Annotated in this window: 16 protein-coding genes; 5 read left to right on the plus strand and 11 right to left on the minus strand. The window is 52.0% G+C overall.

The window, feature by feature from the left end; translation table 11 throughout:
• Positions 1-5: 5 nt before the first annotated feature.
• The 8 genes from lpxK to serC all read right to left on the minus strand — a co-directional run bounded on the left by lpxK (position 6) and on the right by serC (position 10,745).
• Positions 6-1,007 (minus strand): tetraacyldisaccharide 4'-kinase, encoded by a 1,002-nt coding sequence (gene lpxK, locus F3J37_RS25415; protein WP_166936453.1) that lies wholly within the window; start codon positions 1,005-1,007, stop codon positions 6-8.
• Positions 1,004-2,752 (minus strand): lipid A ABC transporter ATP-binding protein/permease MsbA, encoded by a 1,749-nt coding sequence (gene msbA / locus F3J37_RS25420; RefSeq protein ID WP_045816269.1) that lies wholly within the window; start codon positions 2,750-2,752, stop codon positions 1,004-1,006. Before msbA ends, lpxK begins: the two co-directional genes overlap by 4 nt.
• Positions 2,753-2,786: 34 nt before the next feature.
• Entirely contained in the window at positions 2,787-5,045 is a 2,259-nt protein-coding gene (locus tag F3J37_RS25425; protein ID WP_166936455.1) for a DNA internalization-related competence protein ComEC/Rec2, read from the minus strand.
• A gap of 201 nt (positions 5,046-5,246) precedes the next feature.
• The gene (gene ihfB, locus F3J37_RS25430; protein ID WP_003849360.1) at positions 5,247-5,531 is read right to left on the minus strand and encodes an integration host factor subunit beta; all 285 of its coding nucleotides are present in this window, start codon (positions 5,529-5,531) and stop codon (positions 5,247-5,249) included.
• Positions 5,532-5,617: 86 nt separating this feature from the next.
• A complete protein-coding gene (gene rpsA / locus F3J37_RS25435) occupies positions 5,618-7,291 on the minus strand; it encodes a 30S ribosomal protein S1 (RefSeq protein WP_034820570.1) in 1,674 nt (557 codons plus the stop codon).
• A 122-nt stretch (positions 7,292-7,413) separates the two neighbouring features.
• The gene (gene cmk / locus F3J37_RS25440) at positions 7,414-8,094 is read right to left on the minus strand and encodes a (d)CMP kinase (protein ID WP_038647821.1); all 681 of its coding nucleotides are present in this window, start codon (positions 8,092-8,094) and stop codon (positions 7,414-7,416) included.
• A gap of 197 nt (positions 8,095-8,291) precedes the next feature.
• Complete coding sequence (gene aroA / locus F3J37_RS25445; RefSeq protein ID WP_166936457.1) at positions 8,292-9,578, minus strand: 3-phosphoshikimate 1-carboxyvinyltransferase; 1,287 nt, start codon at positions 9,576-9,578, stop codon at positions 8,292-8,294.
• An 81-nt stretch (positions 9,579-9,659) separates the two neighbouring features.
• Positions 9,660-10,745 carry a 3-phosphoserine/phosphohydroxythreonine transaminase gene (serC, locus tag F3J37_RS25450; RefSeq protein ID WP_034820590.1) on the minus strand — a complete coding sequence of 362 codons (1,086 nt, stop codon included), beginning with the start codon at positions 10,743-10,745 and terminating at the stop codon, positions 9,660-9,662.
• A gap of 313 nt (positions 10,746-11,058) precedes the next feature.
• On the opposite strand from serC, the gene ycaO reads away from it, so the two are divergent.
• From ycaO to pflA, 4 genes are all read left to right on the plus strand, one after another.
• The gene (ycaO, locus tag F3J37_RS25455) at positions 11,059-12,819 is read left to right on the plus strand and encodes a 30S ribosomal protein S12 methylthiotransferase accessory factor YcaO (RefSeq protein ID WP_166936459.1); all 1,761 of its coding nucleotides are present in this window, start codon (positions 11,059-11,061) and stop codon (positions 12,817-12,819) included.
• A gap of 355 nt (positions 12,820-13,174) precedes the next feature.
• On the plus strand, positions 13,175-14,035 hold the full coding sequence (focA, locus tag F3J37_RS25460; protein ID WP_034820596.1) for a formate transporter FocA: 861 nt from the start codon (positions 13,175-13,177) through the stop codon (positions 14,033-14,035).
• 67 nt (positions 14,036-14,102) lie between these two features.
• Positions 14,103-16,385, plus strand: a complete 2,283-nt coding sequence (gene pflB, locus F3J37_RS25465; RefSeq protein WP_166936461.1) for a formate C-acetyltransferase — start codon at positions 14,103-14,105, stop codon at positions 16,383-16,385.
• A gap of 159 nt (positions 16,386-16,544) precedes the next feature.
• Entirely contained in the window at positions 16,545-17,285 is a 741-nt protein-coding gene (gene pflA / locus F3J37_RS25470) for a pyruvate formate lyase 1-activating protein (protein WP_166936463.1), read from the plus strand.
• 48 nt (positions 17,286-17,333) lie between these two features.
• Here the strand turns inward: pflA and F3J37_RS25475 are convergent, their stop codons facing one another.
• Positions 17,334-18,485 carry an MFS transporter gene (locus F3J37_RS25475; protein ID WP_034820605.1) on the minus strand — a complete coding sequence of 384 codons (1,152 nt, stop codon included), beginning with the start codon at positions 18,483-18,485 and terminating at the stop codon, positions 17,334-17,336.
• Between F3J37_RS25475 and F3J37_RS25480 the strand changes: the two genes are divergently transcribed.
• Positions 18,433-18,660: a hypothetical protein gene (locus tag F3J37_RS25480; protein WP_166936440.1), complete on the plus strand. Its 228-nt coding sequence runs from the start codon at positions 18,433-18,435 to the stop codon at positions 18,658-18,660. The genes F3J37_RS25475 and F3J37_RS25480 overlap by 53 nt on opposite strands.
• 137 nt (positions 18,661-18,797) lie before the next feature.
• On the opposite strand, the gene serS is transcribed toward F3J37_RS25480, so the two are convergent.
• Positions 18,798-20,090 (minus strand): serine--tRNA ligase, encoded by a 1,293-nt coding sequence (gene serS / locus F3J37_RS25485; RefSeq protein ID WP_034820608.1) that lies wholly within the window; start codon positions 20,088-20,090, stop codon positions 18,798-18,800.
• 96 nt (positions 20,091-20,186) lie between these two features.
• On the minus strand, positions 20,187-21,533 hold the full coding sequence (locus F3J37_RS25490; protein WP_166936465.1) for a replication-associated recombination protein A: 1,347 nt from the start codon (positions 21,531-21,533) through the stop codon (positions 20,187-20,189).
• Between the last annotated feature and the right edge of the window lie 3 nt (positions 21,534-21,536).

Consider the following 21,536-nt stretch of genomic DNA (forward strand, 5'->3'; position numbering starts at 1 on the left):
CAGGTTTAGCGCGAACGGGCGTCGCGCGTAGTGGTGCAGAGTTGGGTTACATCGTCGAGCAAAGCATCAAGGGATGCACCCGACAGGTCGGCGTCAACCGGCAGATACCACCAGTTATTTCGCGCAAAGCTACGGCACTTTACCGCATCTTTTTCGGTCATCAACAGACACTGATGAGCTTGTGTCAAGCGCTGCAGCTCTTCTTCGCTGTAAGCATGGTGATCGGCAAACGCAATTTCTGCCACCGGCTGGATGCCGTGCTGCTGCAACGTTTTGAAGAACCGCGGCGGATGTCCAATGCCGGCCATCGCCACCGTTTCTGGCAATTGATCGAGGTTGGCTGTCTCACCGTTCACCAGATTGATCGCCTTACCGGGACGCAACGTCATGGCGATCTCACCGGCTTGCGCCTCTCCACCATTGACGATGATGGCATTGACGCTTTGCAGCCGGGATGCGCGCTCACGCATCGGACCTGCGGGCAGCCACCAGCCATTACCGAAGCGACGGACACCATCCACTACCACAATTTCACGATCGCGCTGCAACGCGTAATGTTGCAGCCCGTCGTCGGTAATAATCACATCCAGTTCCTGTGCGGCCAGCAATCCTTCTACCGCCATACGGCGTTGAGGCGCGACGGCTACCGGCGCCTGAGTACGCTGCGCGATTAATACCGGCTCGTCGCCGGCTTGTGATGTCGGGGTATCGGCCGTCACCAGCAGTGGATAACGCTCAGCCTTTCCACCATAGCCGCGTGAGACAACGCCAACGCGCAGGCCACGCTGTTGCAGTGCCTGAACCAGCCAAATCACCACCGGCGTTTTACCGTTGCCGCCAGCCGTCAGATTACCTACCACAATCACCGGACAGGGCGCACGCCAGCTTTTACGCCAGCCACGCTGATAGCTGAGGCGAATCAAACTGCTGATTGCCCCATACAGCAAACTCAGTGGCCACAATAGTAGCCACAGTGGCGAACGCCCGCTCCAGATGCGTTCAATCATTGACCAAACTGCAGTTTGTGAAGCTGTGCATAGGCACCCTTTTCGGCCAGCAACACGCTGTGCGTACCGCGTTCAACGATACGACCATCCTCAACGACCACGATTTCATCGGCTTTTTCGATGGTCGACAGGCGGTGCGCAATCACTAGCGAAGTACGGTTTTTCTGCAGCTCATCCAGTGCGGCCTGAATGGCGCGCTCGGATTCGGTATCCAGTGCTGAGGTCGCTTCATCAAGGATCAGAATCGGGCAATCACGCAGCAATGCGCGCGCGATGGCAATACGTTGACGCTGGCCACCTGATAGCAACACGCCGTTCTCACCAATCACGGTATCCAGACCGTTATCCATCTTCTTAATAAAGTCCATGGCGTGCGCCATAGTCGCTGCCTGTTCAATCTGCTCGCGGGTGTATTCACCATTGCGTGCATAAGCGATGTTATTGGCAATGGTGTCATTGAACAGATGGACATTCTGGGAAACCAGCGCCACCTGATTACGCAGGGAGCGCAAGGTATATTCGCGCAGATCGTGACCGTCGAGCAGAATTTCGCCAGCATCAATATCGTAGAAGCGGGTTAGCAGGCTCGCCATGGTTGATTTACCCGAACCAGAACGCCCTACCAGCGCCACCGTCTTGCCCTCTGGCAGCGACAGATTGATATCACGCAGCGCAGGTACTTCACGTCCCGGATAAGTGAAAGTCACATTGCGGAATTCAACATCGCCTTTGGCACGCGTGATTTCACGCTTGCCATTATCGATTTCCTGTTCGCTATCCAGAATTGAGAACAAGGTCTGACAAGCAGCCATACCGCGCTGGAACTGGGCATTGACGTTAGTCAGCGACTTCAGTGGACGCATCAAGGCAATCATCGATGAGAACACCACAGTGATGGTACCGGCGGTGAGAGTTTCCATCACGCTGGGGAAACTGGCGGCGTAGAGCACAAATGCCAGTGCCAAAGAAGCAATCAGCTGAATGACCGGATCGGAAATGGAAGATGCCGAAACCAGTTTCATGCCCTGCTGGCGCATTTTGTTGCTCACCAGGGAGAAACGCTGTGCTTCAACATCCTGACCACCAAAGATCAGCACCTCTTTGTGCCCTTTCAGCATCTGTTCAGCACTGGTGGTGACTTGCCCCATGGTGTTCTGCATGTTTTTACTGATGCTGCGGAAGCGTTTGGACACGGTGCGAATCGCAAAGGAAACAATTGGTGCAAGGACAATCAAAATTAATGACAGCTGCCAACTGTAGTAGAACATCATGATAAACAGGCCGATGATCGAGGCGCCTTCGCGTACGACCGTCACCAGTGCACTGGAAGAGGACGAAGCCACCTGCTCGGAATCATAAGTGATGCGTGACAGCAATGTGCCGGTTGATTGCTGGTCAAAGAACGCCACGGGCATGCCCATCATGTGGCCAAACAAGCGGCGGCGCATATTCATCACCACGTTGCCCGATACCCAAGAGATGCAATAACTGGAGATGTAGCTGGTCACGCCACGCACCAGCATCAGGCCAATCACCACCAGAGGCATCCAAAGCATGACGGAACGATCGGCCTTACCGAAGCCATCGTCCAGTAAAGGTTTCAACAGCGACAACATTAAGGTATCGCCGGCCGCATTGAGAATCAGCGCCACCGCAGACACAAACAGTCCTGCTTTGTGCGGCGCAATCATCGGCCAGAGTCGGCGGAACGTTTGCCACGTTGAGAGATCTTTGTCTTGATGCATTATTTATTCACGCTGTTTGAAATAGCCGCTCATTCTACCTGGATTCACGTTTGACGCCAAACCACTGATGATACCAGCGAGGTTTTATTTGCTCCCTCAATCCCTTAATCTGCCATTCACCCTGCCGAATACCAATGTGGACCTGCCCGGATTGTGCCGTGTCATACCAGATATAGCCCTGTTGGCGATAGCGTTCCACCACGGCGGCGGCTGGCATGCGCCAGGCGTTATAGCGCGCTACCGATGCCACCGCGCCCTTTCCTGCAACACTACGTAACAGTAAAGGCCCCGAAGAGGTTCGGCTACCATGATGAGGGACCTGCATTAATGTGCTGGTGAGCAGGGTTTTCTCTAATGCCACCAATTTTCTTTCTGCTTCTAACTCAATATCCCCGGTGAGCAGCAGGCTGACAGCTCCATCGTCTACGCGTACGACACAAGAGTCATTATTTTGCCCTTGCGTATTCCCTGCAGGCGGCCAGAGTGCCGTAAAGGTCAGTTTGCCCCATTGCCACTGCTCTCCTCGCTGACAAGGTAAATGCCCCGCTTCACCCAATGCACTGCGGATCATCATATTGGGATTGGCCTGATGCAGTGAATTCAGCCCACCCCGATGATCCAGATGCTTATGACTTACCACCACCGTGTTTAGCTGTCGTCCCTTATACAGTAACCATGGCAGTATCACGCGCGCGCCCGCATCATCTTCATTCCAGCGTGGACCCGCATCGTACAACACCACTTCATTACCCTGTGTAATCGCGATCGCCAGACCATGGCCCACATCCAGCACATCAATCTGCCAGTCATCTTGTTCAGACTGATGACGCCATAACACAAATGCCAATGCGCAGCCGCAGCAAAGCATCAGCGTGTTATTCAGCAAACCACTGCGCCACATAAATAAACCGCCCCATAGCAGGGCCACTGCCGGCAAGGCATCATTTAACGGCCACCATCCTGCTGGCAAGTATGCCAGGCCCTGCATCACCTGATTGACAGAAAAATCCGCCAACCGCCACAGTACCGAAGCGATGGGTTGTATGGGCAGCAAAAGCGCCAGCAGTATCAATGGCACGGTGAAAAGCGATACCACCGGCACCGCGATGAGGTTAGCGGCCAGTGCACTGAGGCTGATTCCCTGAAATAAAAAAATCTGCAGAGGAGCCATCAGTATCATCATGCCGAGTTGTAAGTGCAGCAATCTCAGCGGCAGCCAGCGTCTGGCCTGACGGTATCGATCCGGCAAGGCAAACCACTGGAACCAGATGATTAACATGGCGACGGCAAGAGCAGAGAGCCAAAAGCTTTCAGATAAGACGGTGAGGGGATCAAGCCAAAGCAGTACACCCATGCACAGTGTCCAAATCTGCCAGCCTGTTAACTGCCAGCCAGCGATTCTTATCGTTGTCCACAGTAGTAGCGCGACCAGCGCGCGCTGAGCTGGTGCATGGCTGCCCGACAACCAGCAGTAGATTGTCGCGGTAATGATGCTACCCATCAGTGGCAGCAGATAACCGATGGTGTGCGCAGGCTGCAGCAGCTGCAAGCCACGTACTATCATCCAGCCAACGCTGGCCGCTAGCGCAATATGCATACCGGAAATCGCCATTAAGTGTGCGGTTCCGGTCTCACGTAATAATTGTCGCTGAGTTTTGGTCATGTTCTCACGTTCACCAAAAGCCAGCGCCTGCAAAATGGCAGGTTGTTGCAGGTGTTCAAAAAGAGGTTGATGATGGCGCATAACCTGCGTTCGCAAATTACAATCTACCGATTCCGCCAGCTGGTTAATGATTCTCCCCTGCAAAGGTGTATGGTTTGCCAGCGCAAAACGTTGGGCATCAAACCCGCCTTCATTCAATCGACCATGCACTGCACGCAAGCGTAAGGTCATTTTCCAGCGTTGCCCTGCACAATACCCCGATTCACCTGGCTCCGCATTGATACTGACAAACAACGGCGGGAACTGATATCGCTCACCCACACGGATAATCTGGGCTTTAAATTGCTGTTGATTTTCCTTCACATCAACAATACGCAGCGTCACTTCGGCTGGCGCCATTGAAAGCTGGTCAATCACATTCAGCATCTGTCTCGCTTCCAATAGCGCCCACGCCAGAAGCAGGATACCCATGCCAATAAGACGCAGTCCAGCCCAAGGCAGGGATGCCACAATAAGTGCTAGTAGCACCATCACAGCGATCATTTCCATGGTCGGTATTTGAGGTAACAAACCTAATGGTAGCGCCGCCAGGATCATGATTCTGGCTACTGCAATCCCTGTTATACGCATCACTTTTCTCCCGCAATGGGCACCAGTTTGCGTGCAATTGGCAGGAATAGCTTTCAGGAATGGGGAGAGCTGGATTGCGGATGCCAAAAAATCGAAGTGGCTTTCATTGTTGATGTGGGTTTAGGAATCAGATTCACAACAACGAATTTAGAGCAAAAAAAAACGACACCCGGAGGTGTCGCTTTGTCGTTCGGTAACGGCTTAGCCGTAGATATTTGCACGGTCACGCAATTCTTTGCCCGGCTTAAAGTGGGGAACGTATTTACCTTCCAGATCCACTTTGTCACCCGTTTTCGGGTTACGACCAGTGCGCGGTGCGCGGTAGTGCAAAGAAAAGCTGCCGAATCCCCGGATTTCAATGCGCTCGCCCTGTGCCAACGTGGTGGCCATGTGCTCAAGCATCTCTTTAACTGCATCCTCAACGACTTTCGCCGGAATATGAGTATGCTGTCCAGCAAGTCTTTCAATAAGTTCTGACTTGGTCATGTAACCTCCGGTTAATCCTTAATGGGAAAGGTATGACAGCTTTTACCGAAACCGGACGACTTACATCGTCCGGTGCCTCGGGTCGATTACTCGCCTTTAGCCGCTTTGAACGCTTCAGCCATAGCGCTAGAGAAGTTGCTTTCTTCCTGTTTGGTGTTAACAGTGTTGATAGCTTCTTTCTCATCAGCCTGGTCTTTAGCACGAACAGACAGGCTTACAACGCGGTTCTTACGGTCAACGCCGGTGAATTTAGCTTCAACGTCGTCACCAACACTCAGAACCAGAGTTGCGTCTTCGATACGGTCCAGTGAAGCTTCTGAAGCGCGCAGGTAACCTTCAACGCCATCAGCCAATTCTACTGTAGCACCTTTAGCGTCTACTGCAGTTACTTTACCGTTAACGATAGCGCCTTTCTTGTTCAGGGTGATGTAGTTGTTGAATGGATCTTCAGCCAACTGCTTCACGCCCAGAGAGATGCGCTCGCGCTCTGCATCAACCTGCAGTACAACTGCAGCGATTTCGTCGCCTTTTTTGTACTCACGAACGGCTTCTTCGCCAGTCGCGTTCCAGGAGATGTCTGACAGGTGAACCAGACCGTCGATGCCACCGTCCAGGCCGATGAAGATACCGAAGTCAGTGATTGACTTGATTTTACCTTCAACGCGATCGCCTTTGTTGTGGGTCTCAGCGAACTGCTGCCATGGGTTGTTTTTGCACTGCTTCAGACCCAGGGAGATACGACGACGTTCTTCGTCGATGTCCAGAACCATAACTTCAACAACATCGCCCACGTTAACAACTTTAGATGGGTGAATGTTTTTGTTGGTCCAGTCCATTTCAGAAACGTGTACCAGACCTTCAACGCCTTCTTCGATTTCAACGAAGCAGCCGTAATCAGTCAGGTTGGTTACACGGCCAGTCAGCTTGGTGCCTTCTGGGTAACGCTTAGCGATAGCAACCCATGGATCTTCGCCCAGCTGTTTCAGGCCCAGAGATACACGAGTACGCTCGCGGTCGAACTTCAGCACTTTAACAGTGATTTCGTCGCCCACATTGACGATTTCGCTTGGATGCTTAACGCGTTTCCAGGCCATATCGGTGATGTGCAGCAGGCCGTCAACACCACCCAGGTCCACGAATGCGCCGTAGTCAGTGAGGTTCTTAACGATACCTTTAACTTCCATGCCTTCCTGCAGGTTTTCCAGCAGCTGATCGCGTTCAGCGCTGTTTTCAGATTCGATAACTGCGCGGCGAGAAACCACCACGTTGTTACGTTTCTGATCAAGCTTGATCACTTTGAACTCAAGCTCTTTGCCTTCCAGGTGCAGAGTATCGCGAACCGGACGAACGTCAACCAGTGAACCTGGCAGGAACGCACGAATACCGTTCAGCTCAACTGTGAAGCCACCTTTAACTTTGCCGTTGATAACACCGGTAACAGTTTCAGCTTCTTCGTAAGCTTTTTCCAGCGTGATCCAAGCTTCGTGACGCTTAGCTTTCTCACGGGACAGCAGGGTTTCACCGAAGCCGTCTTCAACTGCGTCAAGCGCAACGTCAACTTCGTCGCCAACCTGGATTTCCAGTTCGCCGGCTGCGTTCTTGAACTGCTCTGCAGGGATTGCAGACTCAGATTTCAGACCCGCATCAACCAGGACTACGTCTTTGTCGATAGAGACAACAACGCCACGAACGATGGAACCCGGACGGGTTTCGATTTCTTTCAGTGATTCTTCAAATAGTTGAGCAAAAGATTCAGTCATATTGATAATCTTAGGATTCTTCAATTTAACGTCCACCTGACGTCATTGTCGGATGGGGTTGTTTCACATGCCCAGCACCGGATCCGTGGTACAGGGTTACTACAATTCAGTTACCGAATAGATTAAATGCCCAGCTTGTGGCGGGCATAATCAAGTGCCTTTTCAATCACTTGCTCAATGGACATACTGGTTGAATCCAGCACCAGAGCATCAGCGGCAGGCACTAAAGGCGCAATTGCACGATTACGATCGCGGTCGTCGCGTTCCTTTATCTCGGATAAAAGGCGATCAAAGTTAACATTAAAGCCCTTCTCCTGCAACTGTAGCATACGACGGTGAGCACGCTCTTCCGAACTTGCATCAAGGAAGATTTTTACCGGTGCATCGGGGAACACGACTGTGCCCATATCACGACCATCTGCAATTAAGCCCGGCTCTTCACGGAATGCTCGCTGACGACGCAGCAGCGCTTCACGCACGCGTGGGAAGGCAGCAACCCGCGAAGCCGTATTACTCACTTCCTGCGTACGGATTTCACCGGTCACATCCTCACCTTCTAAAATGACCTGCATCTCACCTTCTACGGACAAGAAACGCACGTCGAGGTGAGCGGCCATAGGCACTAATGCTTCTTCGGATTCAATATCCACCTGATGATGAAGTGCAGCCAATGCAAGTACGCGATAAATGGCACCAGAATCCAGCAAGTGCCACTGCAATGACTCCGCCATCGCTTTACACAAAGTCCCTTTACCTGCGCCACTTGGGCCATCAATGGTAATTACCGGGGCGATTGCCGTCATTGTTCTCTCCTGTTGCTGCGTGCTTATTATCAGCCTTCTTGGCTGTTTGAATGCGCGGCATTATACGCTGCCCGCGTCAGGTTAGTTACCCTTTAGCGTAGACAGCGCCAGAATTTTCGACAGATTCAGAAGAATTTCCGCCCAACAAGACCAGAAGAGAGCGAGGAAACCCGGCACAAGCGTACCGGGTAGCGTGATCAAGAGGTCTGGCTGATTTTCGCCAACTGCTGGAAGTAATCTGGGAAGGTTTTCGCCGTGCAGCCAGGATCAAGAATGGTGACAGGCGTGTCCGATAACGCCACCAGCGCAAAGCACATCGCCATGCGGTGATCGTTATAAGTGCCAATATCCGCATGCTGAAGCTGAGCCGGTGGAGTGACACGAATGAAATCGTGACCTTCTTCTACTTCCGCACCCACTTTGCGCAATTCGGTCGCCATCGCCGCTAAACGGTCGGTCTCTTTCACGCGCCAGTTGTAAATGTTACGCATCAAGGTAGTGCCTTCCGCGAACAACGCCGTGGTGGCAATGGTCATCGCCGCATCAGGAATATGGTTCATGTCCATATCAATCGCGGAGAGGGAACCTCGTGTGCAGGCAATATAGTCATCACCCCATTCAATAACCGCGCCCATTTTTTCCAGCACATCGGCAAAACGGATGTCGCCCTGAACGCTATTACGGCCAGTCCCGGTTACGCGAACCGTTCCACCTTTAATGGCAGCGGCGGCGAGGAAATAAGAGGCAGATGAGGCATCGCCCTCCACCAGATAATCGCCCGGAGATTGATACTGCTGCTGGCCTTTGACCACAAAGCGCTGGTAGTTCTGGTTATCGACTTCGACACCAAAACAACGCATCAGGTGCAGTGTAATATCAATGTACGGCTTAGAGACCAGATCACCTTTGATGGTAATCACAGTGTCTTTCGGTGCCAGCGGAGCGGTCATTAGCAATGCTGTCAGGAACTGGCTAGAAACACTACCGTCCACACTGACATCGCCACCTACAAACCCGCCGTTCAGACGCAGCGGCGGATAATCCGTCTGCTCCAGGTAATCAATTTTGGCTCCGCCCTGACGCAACGCATCCACCAGATGACCAATTGGGCGCTCTTTCATGCGGGGTTCGCCAGTCAGCACAATCGACTGTTGACCCAGGCACAGTGCGGCAGCCAGCGGACGCATAGCAGTACCGGCGTTGCCCAGAAAGAGTTCCAGGGCCTGGTCACTGTGCAGCGGACCTGCATTTCCCACCACTTCGCACACGGTACGATCGGCAGAGAGCGTGTAATTGACGCCCAGCGCCTTCAGCGCATTCAGCATGTGTTTAACGTCATCGCTGTCCAGCAAATTGGTCAGGCGAGTCGTGCCGTTTGCCAGCGCGGCCAATAACAATGCGCGGTTAGAAACGCTTTTTGAACCCGGTAAGTTTACCGTGCCGTCAACGCGAGCAATCGGTTGTAGAGTCAGGGAGTCCTGCATGTGAAACCAAATCTCCAGAAAAGACAAAACCCCGTTGTTTAACGGGGCCAGTGGCCAGCCAGGCTGGCCGATGATGAGTAATTAGCCGTGACGACGTTCGAAGTCGATCATGAACTCAGTCAGGGCTTTCACCCCTTCCAGCGGCATCGCATTGTAGATCGACGCACGCATACCGCCAACCACGCGGTGTCCTTTCAGTGCATGCAGGCCTGCCTGCAGAGACTCGTCCAGGAACACTTTATCCAGCGCGGCATCAGCCAGCTGGAACGGCACGTTCATACGTGAACGGTTCGCAGCGGCAACATCGTTACGGTAGAAGCTGCTGTTATCAATGACCCCATAGAGCAGGTCTGCTTTCGCCTGATTGACCTTATCCATCTCAGCAACACCGCCCTTCTCTTTCAGCCATTTGAATACCAGGCCAGAGAGGTACCAGGCAAAAGTCGGCGGTGTGTTGAACATGGATTCGTTTTCAGCCAGCACCTTGTAATCAAGGATAGACGGCACATAACTTTGTGCTTTGCCCAGCAGATCTTCACGCACCACCACCAGCGTTAATCCCGCTGGACCGATGTTTTTCTGTGCGCCTGCGTAGATCACACCGTAACGGCTGACATCGATTGGGCGAGACATAATGGTTGATGACAGGTCAGCCACCACCACTTTGTCACCAAAGTCAGGCTCTTCATCGATTGCGATGCCATCAATGGTTTCATTCGGGCAGAAATGCACATAGGCAGCATCATCGTTCAACTGCCATTCACGCATCGGTAACAAAGCACGTTTACCGTTAAGCGTGGTTTTGACGTCGATGGTGTTCGGGGTGCAATATTTTTCAGCTTCTTTAATCGCGCTGTGTGCCCAGTAGCCGCCATCAATATAGTCAGCGGATTTAGCATCACCCAGCAGGTTACCTGGAATAGCCGCGAACTGCGCGCGCGCGCCACCATGGCAGAATAAAACTTTGTAGTTCGATGGGATCTTCAGCAGATCGCGAAAATCCTGTTCTGCGGCTTCAGCGACAGCAATGAACTCTTTACTGCGATGGCTGATCTCCATTACAGAGGTGCCTAATCCGTGCCAGTTTGTCAGTTCTTGTTCTGCACGACGGAGCACTTCTACCGGCAGCATCGCTGGGCCGGAGCTAAAATTATAAACCTGCGTCATTTCCCCTCACCACTGTCATATCGAACGGTTATGAATACCGTATCGGTTTTATCATTGCCTCCGAATGGCTGCAATCATTAATCCGATAGCGATCACAATTCCGGGGCGGACTCCACCGCAGCTTATGTCATAAATGCAATAAGCCACGGAATTTTGTGAGGGAGATTCCCGAAGTAAAATCAGAATGCTGCCAGGTAATGAAATAGCCGTGACAATACCGCGATAAATTTAGACCACTGAATAGCGAAGCAGGCGCAAAACCCGTATCATTGCGCGCTTTACGCCCACCCCATCGACTTGAGAGAGCGCCAACATGACGCAAACGTTTATTCCAGGAAAAGACGCCGCACTGGAAGACTCCATTGCACGTTTCCAGCACAAACTGCAGGACCTGGGCTTCAACATTGAAGAAGCCTCCTGGCTGAACCCGGTTCCACACGTCTGGTCTGTGCATATCCGCGATCGCGACTGCCCGCTGTGCTTTACCAATGGTAAAGGTGCCAGTAAGAAAGCGGCACTGGCTTCGGCGTTAGGCGAATATTTTGAGCGTCTCTCAACCAACTACTTCTTCGCCGATTTCTGGCTCGGTCAGTCCATCGCCAACGGCGATTTCGTTCACTACCCGAATGAGAAGTGGTTCCCATTGACTGACGATGACAGTTTACCAGCAGGGATTCTGGATGCGCGTCTGCAGAAATTTTACGATCCAGAAGATAGTCTGAGCGCCTCAGATCTGATTGACCTGCAGTCAGGTAATGTTGAACGTGGTATCTGCGGCCTGCCATTTACTCGTCAATCCGACCAGCAGACGGTGTACATCCCGATGAACATCATCGGCAACCTGTATGTTTCTAACGGCATGTCTGCCGGTAACACCGCGAATGAAGCGCGTGTACAAGGCCTGTCTGAAGTCTTTGAGCGCCACATTAAAAACCGCATTATCGCTGAGTCAATTAGCCTGCCAGAAATTCCTGCTGAAGTGATGCAGCGCTACCCCGGCGTGATTGAGGCGATTGAACGTCTGGAAGCCGAAGGTTTCCCGATCTTCTCTTACGATGCTTCACTGGGCGGCAAGTACCCGGTTATCTGCGTAGTGTTGTTTAACCCGGCCAACGGCACCTGCTTCGCTTCATTCGGTGCGCATCCGGACTTTGGCGTAGCACTGGAACGTACCGTTACTGAGCTTCTTCAGGGCCGTGGTCTGAAAGATCTGGATGTCTTCACCCCACCGACCTTCGATGATGAAGAAGTGGCTGAACACGCCAACCTGGAAACCCACTTTATCGATTCCAGTGGTTTAATCTCCTGGGACATGTTCAAAGACGATGCGGATTATCCTTTCGTCGACTGGAGCTTCTCAGGCAGCACGCACGAAGAGTTTGATACGCTGATGGCCATCTTCCGCGCGGAAGATCAAGAGGTTTACATCGCGGATTATGAGCATCTGGGCGTTTACGCCTGCCGTATCATCGTACCGGGCATGTCAGATATTTATCCGGCAGAAGACCTGTTATTGGCCAACAACAGCATGGGCGCGCCGCTGCGTGAAACGTTGCTGGCGCTGCCAGCCAGTGAGTGGGAACCGGAGGCGTATCTGAACCTCATCGAGCAGTTGGATGAAGAAGGTCATGACGACTTCACTCGCGTCCGTGAGCTGCTGGGTCTGGCGTCAGGTAAAGACAATGGCTGGTACACCCTACGTATTGGCGAGCTGAAAGCCATGCTGGCATTGGCGGGCGGAGATTTGGATCAGGCTCTGATCTGGACGGAATGGACCATGGAGTTCAACCAGTCAATCTTCAGCGCTGAACGCGCCAACTATTACCGTTGCCTGCAAACCCTGCTGTTGCTCGCCATGGAGGAAGAACGCGATCCTCTGCAATATCATCGTGCCTTTGTGCGGATGTATGGCGAAGACGCCGTTGATGCCGCTTCTGCAGCGATCAGCGGTGAAGCGCCATTCTACGGCTTGCAGGCAGTGGACCTCGATCTCAAAGCCTTCCCGGCTCATCAGGCCCTGCTGGCCGCCTATGAAAAACTGCAGGCAGCAAAGCGCAACTACTGGTCGAAGTAATATTCACGAGCGCTTAGCGCAATATTTTTGCTAACGTTGAAAATGGCACTGATTAATCACGGTGCCATTTTTTTTGCTTCAAATTGTCATAATCAACATTGAATATTGATAATTAACAATTCAGTTTCATTGATTAAACTGAATTAACATTAAGTCACTTTCAAAGACCCTTCATTAAACTTATTTTGCATAAATTAAAAATTTTTTAGTTGTTATAATTCAGATTGTTACATGCAAATCCCCTAAATTAACGCCTCGCTTACCCCGTACCTCCCTGCCATTTATGATCCACATCAATTCCTGACCTATACTCCTTTGTTAGTATCTTTACAGACAATTTCAGGAGAGCGTTAGTGTGAAAGCTGACAACCCTTTTAATGCATTATTACCCGCGGCCATGGCGAAAGTTGCTGAAGATGCCGGCGTCTATAAAGCCACTAAACATCCTTTAACCACCTTCTTCTTAGCCATCACTGCTGGCGTATTTATTTCTATCGCATTTGTTTTCTACATTACTGCCACCACGGGCAGTGGCGCGATGCCCTACGGTATTGCGAAACTGATTGGCGGTATCTGCTTCTCTCTGGGTTTGATGCTGGTTGTGGTATGTGGCGCGGACCTTTTCACTTCGACGGTTTTGATTGTGGTGGCGAAAGCCAGCGGGCGCATCACCTGGATGCAACTCGGCCGACATTGGCTGAACGTCTATATCGGTAACCTGTTTGGTGCGCTGTTCTTTGTCGCGCTGATTTGGTTAGCAGGTGAACATATGGTTGCCAACGGCGCGTGGGGTTTGAACGTCCTGCAAACCGCCGATCACAAAATGCATCACACGTTTATTGAGGCCGTTAGCCTCGGCACACTAGCTAATCTGATGGTTTGCCTGGCCGTATGGATGAGTTACTCCGGCCGCAGTCTGTTTGACAAAATGTTTGCCATGATATTGCCGGTCGGGATGTTCGTTGCCAGCGGGTTTGAGCACAGCATCGCCAACATGTTTTTAATCCCTATGGCCATTGTCATTCGCGACTTCGCCAGCCCGGAATTCTGGCAACTGGCCGGCTCCAGCGCCGCACAGTTCCCCTCTCTCAGCGTTGGCGACTTTATTGTTAACAACCTTATTCCCGTGACAATCGGCAACATTATCGGCGGCGGATTGTTAGTCGGTTTGACCTACTGGGTCATCTATCTTCGTGGTGATGAGCCGGTTCACTAAGCAATTGATACGGGCGTGCTCAAGGGCACGTCATCGTCAGAGTCTCCCTAAATAAGGCAGGTATATCATGTCCGAACTTAACGAAAAAATGGCGTCAGCCTGGGAAGGATTTAGCGCCGGCGAATGGCAGAACGGTGTCAACGTCCGTGACTTTATCCAGAAAAACTACACCCCCTATGAAGGTGACGAATCTTTCCTCGCAGGCGCCACACCCGCCACCACTAAACTGTGGGACAGCGTGCTGGAAGGTATTAAGATTGAGAACCGCACCCATGCACCGGTTGATTTCGATACCGACCTGGCTTCTACCATCACGTCACATGATGCGGGTTATATCAATAAATCGCTGGAGACCATCGTAGGTCTGCAGACTGCAGCTCCACTGAAACGCGCCATTATCCCGTTTGGCGGCATCAAAATGGTTGAGGGCTCTTGTAAGGTTTATGGCCGTGAACTCGACCCAGCGCTGAAAAAAGTCTTCACCGACTATCGTAAAACTCATAACCAGGGTGTGTTCGATGTCTATACCCCTGATATTTTGCGCTGCCGTAAATCCGGTGTCTTAACCGGTCTGCCAGATGCTTATGGTCGTGGTCGTATCATCGGTGACTATCGCCGCGTGGCGCTGTACGGCATCGATTATCTGATGAAAGATAAAGTGGCGCAGTTCAATTCACTGCAAAGCGATATGGAAAATGGTGTCAATCTTGAAGCCACCATCCGTCTGCGTGAAGAAATCTCCGAGCAACACCGTGCGCTTGGCCAGATTAAAGAAATGGCTGCCAAATACGGCTCTGATATTTCTCTGCCCGCTACCACAGCGCAAGAGGCTGTACAGTGGACCTACTTCGGCTATCTGGCCGCGGTGAAATCACAGAATGGCGCCGCGATGTCATTCGGTCGCGTATCCACCTTCCTCGATGTTTATATCGACCGTGATATTAAAGCGGGCAAACTGACTGAAGAAGGCGCGCAGGAGTTAATTGACCACCTGGTGATGAAACTGCGTATGGTACGTTTCCTGCGCACTCCAGAATATGACGAACTGTTCTCAGGTGACCCAATCTGGGCAACCGAGTCTCTGGCCGGTATGGGTGTCGATGGCCGTACTTTAGTCACCAAAAGTACCTTCCGCTTCCTGAATACCTTGTACACCATGGGCCCATCACCGGAACCTAACATGACCATTCTGTGGTCAGAAAAGCTGCCGGTTAACTTTAAAAAATATGCGGCCAAAGTCTCTATCGATACGTCTTCATTGCAGTATGAGAATGACGATCTGATGCGCCCTGACTTTGATAACGATGACTACGCGATCGCCTGCTGTGTGAGCCCAATGATTGTCGGCAAACAGATGCAGTTCTTCGGTGCCCGCGCCAACCTTGCTAAAACACTGCTGTATGCAATCAACGGTGGCGTGGACGAAAAACTCAAAATGCAGGTTGGCCCGAAAGAAGCGCCAATCACTGATGAAATTCTGGATTTCGACACTGTGATGGCACGTCTGGATCACTTCATGGATTGGCTGGCTAAACAGTATGTCACCTCATTGAATATCATCCATTACATGCATGATAAGTACAGCTATGAAGCTTCACTGATGGCGCTGCATGACCGTGATGTCTATCGCACCATGGCTTGTGGTATCGCAGGCTTGTCAGTGGCGGCGGATTCCCTGTCTGCCATTAAATATGCCAAAGTAAAAACCGTGCGTGATGCGGATGGTCTGGCCGTAGATTTCGAGATTGAAGGCGAGTACCCGCAGTTTGGTAACAACGATTCACGTGTCGATGATATGGCGTGTGACCTGGTTGAACGTTTTATGAAGAAAATTCAGAAACTGCAAACCTATCGTAATGCGGTACCAACCCAGTCGGTGCTGACCATCACCTCTAACGTGGTGTACGGTAAGAAAACCGGTAACACCCCTGACGGTCGTCGTGCAGGTGCGCCATTCGGTCCAGGTGCTAACCCTATGCACGGTCGCGATCAGAAAGGTGCCGTTGCCTCACTGACCTCTGTTGCCAAACTGCCGTTTGCTTACGCGAAAGATGGTATTTCCTATACCTTCTCCATCGTGCCAAATGCACTGGGTAAAGATGACAACGTGCGTAAAACCAACCTTGCGGGCCTGATGGATGGTTACTTCCACCATGAAGCCAATATCGAGGGCGGTCAGCATCTTAACGTCAACGTCATGAACCGTGAGATGCTGTTGGATGCGATGGAACATCCGGAGAAATATCCTCAGCTGACCATTCGTGTTTCCGGTTATGCTGTGCGCTTTAACTCTCTGACCAAAGAGCAGCAGCAGGATGTGATTACCCGTACGTTCACTCAGTCCCTGTAATCCTCCCTGAAATGTAAAGGCTCCTGCGGGAGCCTTTTCTCCACAAGTCTGTTTTGCCAGTTTGCTTTCGCTGGCAGCCTGGCAAAATCGACTTTAATCCAAGAGCACAACACAGATTGTGCCGCCTGATGTTGAGGCTAACCCGGAGAATACATCGCAATGTCAACCATCGGTCGTATCCACTCATTTGAATCCTGCGGCACCGTTGACGGTCCCGGCATCCGTTTTATCACCTTCTTCCAGGGCTGCCTGATGCGCTGCCTCTACTGCCATAATCGCGACACCTGGGACACCCACGGTGGCAAAGAAGTCACGGTGGACGACCTGATGAAAGATGCACTGTCGTATCGTCACTTTATGAATGCCTCTGGCGGAGGAGTAACAGCATCAGGTGGGGAAGCGATCTTACAAGCCGAGTTTGTGCGTGATTGGTTCCGTGCCTGTAAGGCAGAAGGCATTCACACCTGCCTGGATACCAACGGCTTTGTACGTCGTTACGATCCAGTGATCGACGAACTGCTGGATGCCACCGATCTGGTGATGCTCGACCTAAAACAAATCAATGATGATGTGCACCAGATTCTGGTTGGCGTCTCTAATCACCGCACCCTCGACTTCGCGCGCTATCTGCAGAAGAAAGGCAAACGTACCTGGATTCGCTTTGTCGTGGTTCCTGGCTATTCCGATGATGATGACTCTGCCCATCGCCTCGGCGAATTTACGAGGGATATGGAGAACGTCGAGAAGATTGAGCTACTGCCCTACCATGAACTGGGCAAGCATAAATGGATTGCCATGGGTGAAGAGTACAAACTGGATGGGGTAAAACCACCCAGTAAAGAGACCATGGAACGGGTCAAAAATATTCTGGCAGGATATGGTCACGAAGTGATGTACTGACAAAAAAGGGAGCTTACCGCTCCCTTTTTTCATTTGTTCATTCAGATATTATGCATGTGCAATTGGCGTGGCATGCTGGTCAGCTTTACGCAGCAGCATCACCAGATAGACCAGTGCCACAGCGGCTATCATCACAAACAGCAAACGGTCAGAGTAATTTTGCATCAGCATCGATGTCATACCCGGCCCGACCAGGCTGCCTATGGTGTAGCTAAACAACAGCGCCTGATTCATGGCAACCAGTTCATGATGAGCAACGGTTTCACAAGCCCATGACATCGCCACTGGATAGAGCGTGAAGCCAGCCAGACCCAGCACAAACAGCGCAGGCGCCATGGCAGTATCGCCCAACATGGCAATCGCACCCAGAATCACCACAAACACCTGAACGCGCAACACCATCAGACGGCCAAAGCGGTCGGCTAGACGGCCCACCGGCCACTGACCGACAATGCCCGAACTCACCAGCAGCGCCATCCAGTATCCGACGTTGGCATCACTCATTCCCCGATGCGACAGATACAACGGCATCAGACCATACAGTGAACCCAGTACGATACCGGAAATAATGCAGCCGTTGATGCCCAGACGTGAGCTGCGACGGCGCAACATGGTCCAGATGCGACCGGTAGAAGCCTCTTCAGTCGCTGAGCTGGCATTAACACGCAGAAAGACCACCGGCAGCACGGCACAGACGATCAGCGCGGTGACCCATGGAATGACATGCAGAAGTTCAGTCGAAACGCGGCTCACCAGCAACTGGCCTGCCACCGTGCCCAGATAATAGATAATCATATAGGCAGCCAACAGTTGACCGCGATTACGCACTGTACCGCTGCACAGCAACGCACTCTCCACCACCACCCAGATCAGTGCACAACCGACACCCGCAACAAAACGCAGCGCAGTCCAGCTGTAGAAGCCTTCTAATAACACCATTCCCATAGTTGCGACGGCAAACAGGGCGCTGGCCAGATAGAAACAGCGATTAAAGCCATAGCGGTTGATTAACCAGCCTGCGAGCAATGTCCCCAGCAGATTCCCGGTGTAATAGGCTGAGCTGGCCATACCCACCTGCCATGTCGGCAGTTGATCGTGAGTAAGCCAAAGCGGTACCAGCGTATTAAGCACAGCAATAGACACCGTCATGAGCATTAAGCCGCAAAGCAGCAACACGACGGGGCGCGACCAGGTAGACATAGGGATTAAAAACCAAAGAAATGGAGATAATTGCGCGCAGTTTGCCATTCGCTATTTTAAAGTCAACGGGCAAAAAATCACCACAGCACAATTTGCTGCTGAACAATTTATTATTTTTATCTTCAGCAGCTTAGAGGAGATACATCATCACCATAACTCATTGCTATCTTCATGAATTTATGGATTTTAGTGTTTTAAGCGAGGTTGCTGACGATAACGTTTATTTCTGATTAATTCTTACTAAAAAATAATCGCTCGCTCCTGAAAATAAAAAACCCGGCATTGCCGGGTTTTATTGTCGGAAACCAGCGATTAACCAATGATTTCCAATCCGCCCATATAAGGGCGTAGCACTTCTGGTACTTCGATACGGCCGTCAGCCTGCTGGTAGTTTTCCAGCACCGCCACCAATGTACGTCCAACTGCCAGGCCTGAACCGTTCAGCGTATGCACCAGGCGAGGCTTCTTGTCGGTTTTACTGCGGCAACGAGCCTGCATACGACGCGCCTGGAAATCCCACATGTTGGAACAAGAGGAGATCTCACGATAGGTATCCTGCGCCGGCAGCCACACTTCCAGATCGTAGGTTTTGGCGGAACCAAAGCCCATATCACCAGTACACAGCAGCACCTTACGGTACGGCAGGTTCAGCAACTGCAGGACTTTCTCAGCGTGACCAACCAACTCTTCCAGTGCGTCCATTGAAGTCTCAGGCGCAACAATGTGCACCATCTCAACTTTGTCGAACTGGTGCATACGAATCAGACCACGCGTGTCGCGTCCGTAAGAACCTGCTTCAGAGCGGAAGCACGGCGTGTGGGCGGTGAGTTTGATCGGCAGATTTTCTTCTTCCACGATCTCGTCACGCACCAGATTGGTCAGCGGCACTTCCGCCGTCGGGATCAGTGCGTAGTTGCTGCTGCCTGCTTCTTCACCCAAAGGCTTGGTGTGGAACAGGTCTTCACCAAACTTAGGTAATTGACCCGTACCAAACAGCGTCTCATGGTTAACCAGATACGGCACGTAGGTTTCCAGATACCCGTGCTGCTGAGTATGCAGATCAATCATGAACTGGCTAAGCGCACGGTGCAGGCGAGCGATTTGACCCTGCATCACGATAAAGCGTGAACCGGTCAGTTTCACCGCGGCAGCGAAATCCAGGCCTTTAACCGCTTCACCTAACTCAACGTGGTCTTTGACCGGGAAATCGAACTGACGGGGCTGACCCCAGCGGCTGACTTCCTGATTCTCAGTATCATCTTTACCCAGCGGCACTTCATCGACCGGCAGGTTAGGCAGCGAGAGCGCAAAATCGCGGATGGTATTTTGCAGTGTATCCAGCTCCACCTTGGCCGCATCCAGGCGTTCGCCCAGCACGTTCACTTCCTGACGCAGTGGCTCGATGTCTTCCCCACGCGCTTTGGCCTGACCGATGGATTTGGATCGGGAATTACGCTCTGCCTGCAGATTTTCAGTTTCTACCTGCAGTACTTTACGACGCTCTTCGAGCGAGCGCAGCGTTTCCACATCCAGTTTGAATCCTCGGCGTGCCAGTTTTTCAGCGACTGCGTCTGGCTCATTACGCAGCAGATTGGGATCGAGCATGCTTATCCTGTGTAATTAAGGTTGGTTGAACGAATGAAGGGATGCATCCCACTGGAATGCATTGAAATACTTGCTCACCTTACCGTAAGGCGTTTATCAGCGGTAGCGTTTTATCGGGCTATTTTGATCCTGTTCAGCCAACCAGGCGAGTTTTTCGCCGATTTTCCCTTCAAGCCCGCGATTGGTGGGTTGATAATAGCGCGTTTGCGCCATTTCAGGCGGGAAGAACACCTCTCCGGCCGCGTAAGCATTGGGTTCGTCATGTGCATAACGATATTCTTTGCCCAGCCCCATCTCTTTCATTAATTTAGTGGGAGCATTGCGCAGGTGCTCTGGCACATCGTAATCCGGGAATTCTCGTGCGTCGCGCATGGCCGCCTTGAACGCCGTGTAAACCGCATTACTTTTGGGCGCGCAGGCCAGATAGACGATCGCCTGGGCTATGGCGCGCTCACCTTCTGCAGGCCCGACGCGAGTGAAACAATCCCACGCTGAGATAGCGACCTGCATGCCGCGCGGATCGGCGTTGCCCACATCTTCAGAAGCGATCGCCAGTAAACGGCGTGCAACATATAACGGGTCGCCGCCGGCCGTAATAATGCGGGCATACCAATACAGGGCGGCATCCGGTGCTGAACCGCGCACGGATTTATGCAGCGCCGAAATCAGATCATAAAAACGGTCGCCTTTGTTATCAAAGCGCGCCGCTCTTTCGCCGGATACTTCATTTAACAGCTGAGGCGTCAGTTCACGCTGACCTTGCGCGTTGCTCTCTGCCATATCCGCCATCATTTCCAGCGTATTCAGTGCACGACGCGCATCGCCGTTAACCAATTCAGCAATCATGCACCGGGTGTTTTCTGGGAGCAGAATGTCGCTATTTCCATACCCTCGCGCACTGTCCTCCATCGCCTGGGTGAGCACCTGTTCAATATCTTCCGTGGTGAGCGATTTCAGCAGATAGACGCGAGCACGCGATAGCAGTGCAGAGTTGAGTTCAAAAGATGGATTCTCGGTGGTCGCACCGATAAAGGTGATGGTGCCATCTTCAATATGGGGCAGGAATGCATCCTGCTGGCTTTTATTAAAACGATGCACCTCATCCACAAATAGGATGGTACGGCGGCCCAGTTGACGATTCTGCCGGGCGCGCTCGATGGCTTCACGGATCTCTTTCACGCCAGATGTCACGGCAGAAATTCGCTCAACATCCGCCTTGCCATAGTGCGCAATAATCTCTGCCAGCGTTGTTTTCCCTGTTCCTGGCGGCCCCCACAAAATCATTGAGTGCAGATGCCCGGCTTCAATCGCGCGCGGCAGCGGTTTACCCGCCGCCAGCAGATGCTGTTGCCCGATATACTGCTGCAATGTGGCTGGCCGCATACGCGCGGCCAGCGGCTGAAACTCATTTGAAGAGGCGAAATCCAGGGACAGGTTACTCACCGC

Source organism: Candidatus Pantoea communis, assembly GCF_011752685.1.
Taxonomy (GTDB): Bacteria; Pseudomonadota; Gammaproteobacteria; order Enterobacterales; family Enterobacteriaceae; genus Pantoea; species Pantoea communis.

Excerpts from the sequence above, each read along its gene's own strand:
- lpxK (WP_166936453.1), bottom strand. The coding sequence starts at position 1,007 with ATGATTGAACGCATCTGGAGCGGGCGTTCGCCACTGTGGCTACTATTG.
- msbA (WP_045816269.1), bottom strand. The coding sequence starts at position 2,752 with ATGCATCAAGACAAAGATCTCTCAACGTGGCAAACGTTCCGCCGACTC.
- F3J37_RS25425 (WP_166936455.1), bottom strand. The coding sequence starts at position 5,045 with ATGCGTATAACAGGGATTGCAGTAGCCAGAATCATGATCCTGGCGGCG.
- ihfB (WP_003849360.1), bottom strand. The coding sequence starts at position 5,531 with ATGACCAAGTCAGAACTTATTGAAAGACTTGCTGGACAGCATACTCAT.
- rpsA (WP_034820570.1), bottom strand. The coding sequence starts at position 7,291 with ATGACTGAATCTTTTGCTCAACTATTTGAAGAATCACTGAAAGAAATC.
- cmk (WP_038647821.1), bottom strand. The coding sequence starts at position 8,094 with ATGACGGCAATCGCCCCGGTAATTACCATTGATGGCCCAAGTGGCGCA.
- aroA (WP_166936457.1), bottom strand. The coding sequence starts at position 9,578 with ATGCAGGACTCCCTGACTCTACAACCGATTGCTCGCGTTGACGGCACG.
- serC (WP_034820590.1), bottom strand. The coding sequence starts at position 10,745 with ATGACGCAGGTTTATAATTTTAGCTCCGGCCCAGCGATGCTGCCGGTA.
- ycaO (WP_166936459.1), top strand. The coding sequence starts at position 11,059 with ATGACGCAAACGTTTATTCCAGGAAAAGACGCCGCACTGGAAGACTCC.
- pflB (WP_166936461.1), top strand. The coding sequence starts at position 14,103 with ATGTCCGAACTTAACGAAAAAATGGCGTCAGCCTGGGAAGGATTTAGC.
- pflA (WP_166936463.1), top strand. The coding sequence starts at position 16,545 with ATGTCAACCATCGGTCGTATCCACTCATTTGAATCCTGCGGCACCGTT.
- F3J37_RS25480 (WP_166936440.1), top strand. The coding sequence starts at position 18,433 with ATGAGCATTAAGCCGCAAAGCAGCAACACGACGGGGCGCGACCAGGTA.
- F3J37_RS25475 (WP_034820605.1), bottom strand. The coding sequence starts at position 18,485 with ATGTCTACCTGGTCGCGCCCCGTCGTGTTGCTGCTTTGCGGCTTAATG.
- serS (WP_034820608.1), bottom strand. The coding sequence starts at position 20,090 with ATGCTCGATCCCAATCTGCTGCGTAATGAGCCAGACGCAGTCGCTGAA.